The organism is Mycobacterium sp. D16Q16, from assembly GCF_002013745.1.
Classification (GTDB): Bacteria; Actinomycetota; Actinomycetes; order Mycobacteriales; family Mycobacteriaceae; genus Mycobacterium.
Window position 1 is genome coordinate 131,536 of sequence record NZ_MAEY01000025.1, and the last position, 7,466, is coordinate 139,001.

12 protein-coding genes are annotated in these 7,466 nt (G+C 61.0%); 3 read left to right on the forward strand and 9 right to left on the reverse strand.

Annotated elements, in window-relative coordinates; genetic code table 11:
• Window positions 1–7: 7 nt before the first annotated feature.
• A complete protein-coding gene (locus B4394_RS22170) occupies window positions 8–631 on the reverse strand; it encodes a class I SAM-dependent methyltransferase (protein ID WP_078316289.1) in 624 nt (207 codons plus the stop codon).
• A 142-nt stretch (window positions 632–773) separates the two neighbouring features.
• Here B4394_RS22170 and B4394_RS22175 point away from each other — a divergent pair, with 142 nt between their 5' ends.
• The gene (locus B4394_RS22175; RefSeq protein WP_078312946.1) at window positions 774–986 is read left to right on the forward strand and encodes a hypothetical protein; all 213 of its coding nucleotides are present in this window, start codon (window positions 774–776) and stop codon (window positions 984–986) included.
• A gap of 14 nt (window positions 987–1,000) precedes the next feature.
• Here the strand turns inward: B4394_RS22175 and B4394_RS22180 are convergent, their stop codons facing one another.
• The 8 genes from B4394_RS22180 to B4394_RS25840 all read right to left on the reverse strand — a co-directional run bounded on the left by B4394_RS22180 (window position 1,001) and on the right by B4394_RS25840 (window position 6,629).
• Window positions 1,001–1,546, reverse strand: a complete 546-nt coding sequence (locus tag B4394_RS22180; protein WP_078312945.1) for a chromate transporter — start codon at window positions 1,544–1,546, stop codon at window positions 1,001–1,003.
• Window positions 1,543–2,112 (reverse strand): chromate transporter, encoded by a 570-nt coding sequence (locus B4394_RS22185; protein ID WP_078312944.1) that lies wholly within the window; start codon window positions 2,110–2,112, stop codon window positions 1,543–1,545. The genes B4394_RS22180 and B4394_RS22185 overlap by 4 nt, the downstream gene beginning before the upstream one ends.
• Window positions 2,105–3,094, reverse strand: a complete 990-nt coding sequence (locus tag B4394_RS22190) for a phospholipase D-like domain-containing protein (protein ID WP_078312943.1) — start codon at window positions 3,092–3,094, stop codon at window positions 2,105–2,107. The genes B4394_RS22185 and B4394_RS22190 overlap by 8 nt, the downstream gene beginning before the upstream one ends.
• Window positions 3,095–3,198: 104 nt before the next feature.
• Complete coding sequence (locus B4394_RS22195) at window positions 3,199–4,251, reverse strand: acyltransferase family protein (protein WP_078316290.1); 1,053 nt, start codon at window positions 4,249–4,251, stop codon at window positions 3,199–3,201.
• Window positions 4,252–4,712: 461 nt separating this feature from the next.
• Window positions 4,713–5,624, reverse strand: coding sequence for a LysR family transcriptional regulator (locus B4394_RS22200; protein ID WP_078312941.1), 912 nt, complete (start codon window positions 5,622–5,624; stop codon window positions 4,713–4,715).
• A 56-nt stretch (window positions 5,625–5,680) separates the two neighbouring features.
• Window positions 5,681–6,079, reverse strand: coding sequence for a PPOX class F420-dependent oxidoreductase (locus B4394_RS22205; RefSeq protein WP_078312940.1), 399 nt, complete (start codon window positions 6,077–6,079; stop codon window positions 5,681–5,683).
• A complete protein-coding gene (locus B4394_RS22210; RefSeq protein ID WP_078312939.1) occupies window positions 6,076–6,426 on the reverse strand; it encodes a hypothetical protein in 351 nt (116 codons plus the stop codon). The genes B4394_RS22205 and B4394_RS22210 overlap by 4 nt, the downstream gene beginning before the upstream one ends.
• Window positions 6,427–6,506: 80 nt before the next feature.
• Complete coding sequence (locus B4394_RS25840; protein WP_286142288.1) at window positions 6,507–6,629, reverse strand: hypothetical protein; 123 nt, start codon at window positions 6,627–6,629, stop codon at window positions 6,507–6,509.
• A 41-nt stretch (window positions 6,630–6,670) separates the two neighbouring features.
• Here B4394_RS25840 and B4394_RS22215 point away from each other — a divergent pair, with 41 nt between their 5' ends.
• Together B4394_RS22215 and B4394_RS22220 are read left to right on the forward strand one after the other, a co-directional pair.
• Window positions 6,671–7,135, forward strand: a complete 465-nt coding sequence (locus tag B4394_RS22215) for an amidohydrolase family protein (RefSeq protein ID WP_078316291.1) — start codon at window positions 6,671–6,673, stop codon at window positions 7,133–7,135.
• A 16-nt stretch (window positions 7,136–7,151) separates the two neighbouring features.
• Window positions 7,152–7,442 (forward strand): hypothetical protein, encoded by a 291-nt coding sequence (locus tag B4394_RS22220; protein WP_078312937.1) that lies wholly within the window; start codon window positions 7,152–7,154, stop codon window positions 7,440–7,442.
• Window positions 7,443–7,466: the final 24 nt, after the last annotated feature.

Below are 7,466 nucleotides of genomic sequence, written 5' to 3' on the forward strand. Positions count from 1 at the left end.
CTCGCCCTCAGAGTTCACGCTGGGTATCTCCTGCCCGTAGCAACGCGACGAGAAAATCGGAGTCGTCGGTGAAGGGCCGCAAGTCCCAGGTGGACAGCAGAAGATCTGGGATGAGGCCGGCCTCGCCCACATCGTCGAAGAACTGGGTGAACTCGTAGTCACGGCCGGCCCCAAAACCGATCACCGCGCGGCCGTCGCTCGCCAAGTGCGCACGTAGTCGAGTCAACACCTGAACGCGGGTGCTCGGGGCAAGAAATGCCATCACGTTGCCCGCTGACACGATGACGTCGAATGGCTCGGCGATACCGCACGCGGGCAGGTCCAGATCGGCGAGATCGCCAACAATCCAACGCGATCCGGGATGGTCTTGTGTGGCCGCCTCGATGAGCACGGGGTCGACGTCGACACCGACGACATTGTGACCGGCCGCGGCGAGAAATCCGCCCACCCGACCGGAGCCGCACCCGGCATCGAGGACGCGGGCACCACGCGGCACCATCGCATCCACGAGGCGGGCCTCGCCCGCCAAATCCGCGCCCTCACGCGCCAGCGCGCGAAAGCGCTCGATGTACCAATGCGAATGGTGTGGATCGGCCGCGACTTTTTGCATCCAGAGGCTCTGCTCAACCATGCAGCCATTGTCGCAAGTGAATGTCGCGCCGCAGATCAGACCACGAGAATGCCTGGTTCAACCCTCGGCGGATCACCGATTCCGGTGCTAATCTCAATTCCAGCCCCGCACGTTGTTGTCACGAAAAAAAAGGGGGTGCGGAATGCCTTACAGCGCATGTGTCACAGCGGTGTTGGTGGCAGCGGTGACCTTGGCCGCGCCGGCTAGGGCCGAACCTCCGTGCCAGTTCTCGGGTGGCCTGGGCCCCGATGCCGCGTGCACACAAAGTACCGATGATGACCTTTCGCCATGGATGTGGGCAGGCGACGACGGATTTGGGTACGGGTTTGGCGCACCCGGCTATGGGTGGCGCTGATCCGGATAGCGGTACTACACCAGGCCGAAGTAGCCGAACACTCCCGCCGCGGCGACCACGATCAAGGGATTCATCTTTGTGACAACGAAGATTAGTGTGCAGACACCAGTCAGCGTGTACGCACGCCAATCGTGATCCGCCGCGCGACTCATCACCAGTGACGTCGCCAGGATCAGACCGACGGTCAGCGGCGCCAGGCCTCGCTCCATCGCGATGCGCCATTTCGATTTCTGCGCCCGCTGCCAGAATCGCGTCACCGCGTACACCAATGATGCGGCGGGAAACACCATGGCGACGGTCGCGACGACTCCACCGAGAATGCCCCCCGCGACGCCGCCGACCGGAAGCCCTGCGGCGTACCCGACCATCGCCACGATCAGAATGCTCGGGCCCGGTGTGGTCTGGGAAATCGAAAAGATGTCGGCGAATTGCGAATTGGTCAACCAGTGTTCGCCGCTCACTGAGCGCAGGTGCATCTCTGGCAGCACCGCATTGCCGCCGCCGATGGACATCAGCGAGAGCGACCCGAACAACACCACCAACTGCCAGTAGGTATTCACGCGGACGCCCTCCTGGGCCACGCCCAGAAGAGAGCCAACGGTGCGAGCAGTGCCAGTGTTGCCAGCAAGGGCCAGCGCATTAATCCGTTGAGCGCGAAGCTGGCGGTGAACAAGAGAACCGGTATCAGCCCGGTCAGGCACTTCTGGCCCGTCTTGATCACCATTGCCAGGGTGAGCGCCACGGCGGCTGCCGAGGCGCCATGTAGCACGCCTTTGACGGCGGGCACCTCCTTGAAGCGAAAGTAGAAGTAGCACACCGTCAACACGAGGACCAGCGGTACCAGGCATAGGCCTATGACGGCCGCGGCGGCACCCGGGGCACCACGCATCTTGGTGCCGACAAAGACGGCCATGTTGATCTGGTTGGCCCCCGGAAGAATTCGGCACATCGTCATCGCGGACAAGAACTCTTCTTCGCCCAGCCACTTTCTTTCGACGACGAGCACCTCCCGCGACCATGCCGAGAGGCCGCCCCCGAACGAGGCCAGCGCGATGTGGTTGAACGTCCAGGCCAACCGAAACAGGGATACCTGTGGCAGTGGGGGATCGACATCCTCGCTACTCATGCATCAATTCCGGATCGTGCGGGAAGTCATCCTCCTGGTGTTGGTATGAATCGAGCGGATCCGGCGGGTCATATTGATGCGACAGGTCCCAGTCGGTGTTGAACACATCCTGCAACCGGGCGACCACAAGTTCATCGGTGATCGTGATCCCAAGCTCGCGGCGCAGATCGAAGGCGCTGCGATCGATGTTCATCGAGCCCACCAGGGCGTGGGCGTTGTCGACGACAAGCAGCTTGGCGTGCACCCTCAGGTTCTTCTGCTTGTGGACCTTCACCCCGATGCGGCGCAGTGTCCGCAGCGATGCGAACGTGTCGAGAATGTCCCATTCGCTGATGCCGTGTCTGCCTCCGCACAGCACACGGACTCTGACACCTCGGTCCACCGCTGCGGCGACGCGGTCCAGGATGACCGCATCGACGTACTTCGGATGTTGGATGTCGAGCCGCTGTTCGGCCGCGTCGATGAACTCCGCCATGTGGTAGCGAGAGTTCGCATTGCTCCACAACAGCCCCTCGAAGACTGACGGCACCCAATCCCGGTGCTCCCAATCGGCCTCGAACACCTCGACGATCTGTCTGACGTGGCTGGGCACGGCCGTGATGACGCCGTAGTCGCGAGTCCGTGTGAAGTACTTCTCACAAAGGTTGAAGGTGGCCACCAGCGCCGCCTTGTTGTCGGCGACTATCGACTTCTCATGTGTGACATAGAATTTCGGACTAGACCAGGCGACCTTCACCCCGGCCGTGGAGAGCGTCTCGAACGTATCATCGTTGGCTCGGTCACCGCCCGACCGCTGCGGGTTGAGCATCACGCGGACATCTACACCCGCCTGACACCGACCGATCACCGCCCCGATCAAGCTTTCCTCGGTGAAGGTGAATTGTTTGATGAGAAGCGATGTCTCCGCGCTCTCGATGAAATCGCGAACCGGTTCCAGGCCGTCATCCGGCTCGACGATCAGGCGAGGCGTGAAGGGGAGCACAAGAGCAGAAGCTAGCACCAAGATCGCGCATTGTTCTGCCATTCACATGAACACTTCCATCCCGTCCGCAACGACATTGAACGCCAACGCAACTGGCGCTGCTGTCAGGGCATCGCCACCCTGTGCGCGGTGGGTTGCTCGACGGACTTCCGGTGGATACGAGATTTGAGGGCCACGGCACGCTTCTCCACCACAAACCAGCTCAGCGCGGCAACCGGAAGGGTGACTGTGGCGGCAAGAAGAAAGAACAAGAACGGATTCAACCGGGCAAGCCCACAGCAAGCCAGCAACTGCTGGACGGGGAATGCGTAGATATACACGCCGTACGAAAGATCGTTGCGCAGCCGCGTTTTGCGGATGAGGGCGCCAGAAACAACGATCGCGTAGGCCAGTGGTAGGGCGCCGATTACCCGGTAGTTTTGCGTGAATCCCGACGCTAGAACGATGGCGACGCTCACCGCGACCAGCGACCAGCGAGCCGGCACGTGGTCTTGGTACTGGTAGAGCATCGCGCCCGCAAGGAACACGACGAAGAATCGGGCCAGCACCTGCGGCCAGCTGTACAGCGGTGGAGTGTACGAAACGTAGGCAGCCCACATTGTCGCCAAGACGAACAGAGTCGGAATGACCCAGCGGTGCTTCAGTAGGCCGATAATGCCAAGCACCGAAACCATGACATCGCAGAGCAGAACGAAAAAGAGTGTCCAGATGGATCCGTTCCAGACTCCCGGATATGGCACATCCGCAGGGGTGCCGTCGATGTCGAAATAGGCCACATTGAGCAGGGCGTTGTTGACGACATACGCGAGCTCTGAAGACAGGGTGACAGTGGAGTGCTGGACCCTGGCGGCGATCGGAGCGATGACGAAGGCGACCACGAGCAGACATACCCACAAGCCCGGGAAGATTCGCAATACACGGGATGCCCAGTACTCCTTGAGGTACGGACGACGCATCCACGCCGCGGTGATGAGGAATCCGGAGATCACAAAGAATCCATCGGCAAATATGTTGCTGAGCAGCCGCACCGCCGGTGCGTAGTCAATCTGGCGACCGGTCAGGGGCCAGGAATGGTAGAGGACCACTCCGATCGCCAGAACGAGACGCCACATGGTCAGAGCATTGTGACGTCTATCGAATACCTGCCCAAGCTTCATAACTCCTCGAGGCCCCGATGCTGTGCTTTTACCTTTGCGAATGAACATACTGCACAATCCCCACCAGCACCGGGTGTACCTCGGATGGTGAAATCGCCACACTCGTGATAGTCAAGGTGTTTGCGAATTACTACAGCTTTTCTGAGATCGAGCGAGCGAATTGGATGAGTTCCGCAATGCGCTTTACCACGTGACCCTCGGGGCGAGGCTCAAATAGTCTGTAGCACAAGGTAAGGCATGTTCGAAGGTATCGAAAATGTAAATTACAGGTCTACTCATGTTGGCCAAGGCAAACGATAGGAAAGGTGCCGCACCAATCGATTCATTTGCCGTAGCAGCTCCCCGGAACAGCCGCTGGGGCAGGAGTCAGGCGCTGGGCGCCCGAGGCGACGGTTCGGACGCCATTGACACCGAGGACAGTATGAGGTGGTCCGCCGCGAGGCGGGCCCCCTCCCACGCGGCTATTCGCGGAACAGCAGAATTACCGTGTTAAGAATCTCTTGCAGCTCGCGATCACGTCCGGCCGTGTCGTCCCGGTACGCCAGACAGGTCAAGAGCCTGAAATTCAGATCCGATATCGGAACAAGTACGAACTCGTCGTATTCCAGCGCGTTCGGTTCGCCAGGTGCCGGGATCGGCGCCAGATTGAAAGCCTGCCCTGACGCGATTGCCTGCTTGACCCGTACGACGTCGCCGAGTGTGAATTCCGTCCGCGTGAGTGGCCCTTGCTTCTCCAGCTCTGTTTCCACATGGCGCCGGTACTCGGTATCGCTGTCACGCCGGTCGCCGATGTAATCAAGCACGAGGAGCTCGGCGACGGAGATCGAATCGCGAGTCTCGTACCGCTCGCGCGAGAGCACGGCGCCGATCCTTTCCTTCCACACGGTCGTGTAGGACAGCACGGTCGCATGCGAATTGGGCCTGACGAAGCCGAAATCCAACCTTTCGTTCAGTATCCCTTCGATGATGTCGGGGCTGGCGAGCGGCGCCTGTGTGAACTTGAATTTCTCGGTGTTACTTTCCCCCAAGGTGGTCAGCTTGGCCTGTAATGCCGGAGGCAACCAGGGAGGGATGCCGCACCGAATTTTCCGCACCGGGAGTGGACCCTTGGAGATTTCATGCGGCATCTTGTCGAACTTCTCAATGATCTCCTGCGCGAGCGGAAGCAGCCGCGCACCTTCGCCTGTCAGCACGACCGTACGTGTGTCGCGGAGAAAAAGATTCGCATTGAGAAGTCGTTCCGCATTGCTTATCCGCCTACTCAGGACGGATGGAGTCAGATGCAGCTCTCGTGCCGCCTGGGTAAAATTCAATCTGTTGGCAACCGCTACGAAGCACCGTAAATCGTCCAGATTTAGGCTTCGTACGCTCACACGTTGATCATATCGCCATGCGATCTTGATCTGAGTCTGCGCAAAGCCTGGCCCAGTTACGGCGAAACAGGGACACCGGGGGAGATCTCGATGGCAACCGACGCCTGTTGGCGGCGGGCAATCCAGACTCCGAATTCACTCAACGGGCCCAAAAGCCAATATTTGCGGTTGACGATCTTGCGGACCCGGGGAGTGTCGTCGAGGTCCAGCACCCGCGCGGTACCTGCCACGACTGGCGCACCGGGAGTCAGCTGCCCGCGAACACTGCACGGCTGCAACGTCACCGCGGGATTGCGCCGGATGCGTTTGACCTTGTACGCGCTGACCTCCGAGAAAAAGTAAAGCTTGCCGTCGGCCGGAGCAATCCAGACCGGTGTGGACACCGCCGTGCCGTCCTTGCGATAGCTCGTGAACGACACGTAGTTCGCCCGGCCGGCCACATCCCAATCGGTCATTGGTTGTCTCTCTTTCTCGTCACGGAGTACACCCTGATTCTGTCGCAGACTCGAACCAGCCGCCAGCATCGCGGCAGGCAGGGCGGTTCGGGATTCAGCGTTGTCGTGGTCCATACCGGGGAGACGTGGGCATTCCCCCAGGTCATGGCGCCCTTCACCAGATACTTGTGTGACGGCCAGGACCGACTCCACTCGGCGGGAAGGAGTGCACGCGCCGCAAGGAGCGCGCCGCGGCGTTGCCGGGTGTCGAGGTAATCGACACCGGAGCGGGGGCGCTTCTTCCCGGTTTCGTTGAACCACATGGCCATCCGTTCATGAGTGGCGTCATCACCGAAGCGCCAGTCCATTCGATCGCCCCCTGGAAGGCGTCAAGCTGGGCCGACGTCACCGCCGCGTTTCGGGATGCACTCGCGAACACACAGATCCCTCAGAACCGTTGATTTTCAGCGGATTCGACGCGCTCCTGCATGAACATGCTGCACCGGATGTCGATGAGCTGGATCAGATATTCGGTGATCGGGTCGCGGCCGTCACTGACAATTCCGGCCACGGGGTCTACTTCGGTGGGACAGCGCTCCGCCGGCGGACCCGGTGGGCGGGCATTATCAACGCAACCCCGATGGCACTCTCAAGGGGCGCGGGTTTGAAGTTCCCGCGCTGACGGAAGTGCTCGCTCCCCTGATCGCTGGGCTGGGCAATCCCTTGCACTCAGCCGCACAGTTCTTCGCCGTGATGTCCCGTGCCGGATACACATCAACTTCGGATATGACGTACGACCCTCAGCTCAAGCCCGCGTACGAGGCACTCGCCGCGTCCCCGTCACGTCCGCTGCGGGTGAGTCTGTGGGAGATGTCGACCACCGAAACCTACACCGAGCCAGAAACATTCACTGCCAGCGACGATTTGCTGTGCAAAACGGGTGTCAAGCTGTGGACCGATGGCGCGGTCTGGGTTGGGTCAGGCGCGACGTCCTTTGCGTACGTCGACTCGGCTGCCACCAGGCGTGCGGCTATCGACCCCGGCACGGTGGGCGGAACCCGCTCGCGAGCAGCTTGATGCGTACGAGGCGGCATTGCAGGGTCATGGCCTGCTCGGCACCGATCACCGGTGGCGCCTCGAACATGCCGGAGGAGCCACCCGTGCACAGCTCGATCGCCCCGCACGGTTGGGCGTGCACGTATCCATGTCGCCGTTCCAGTACTACTACTGGGGTGATCTGCTGGACGGCCAGATCTTCTATCACGAGAACGGCAGCAGATGGCAACCGATCGGCGGGCGCAGGGTCGACCTGGACGCGTTCCTCGACGCCTCACGGACAGAAGGTGACGCCGCACCGGTGGCGCCCATCAAGCACTGCTGTTAGCGGCTAACCAAGACCTTGGCGGCA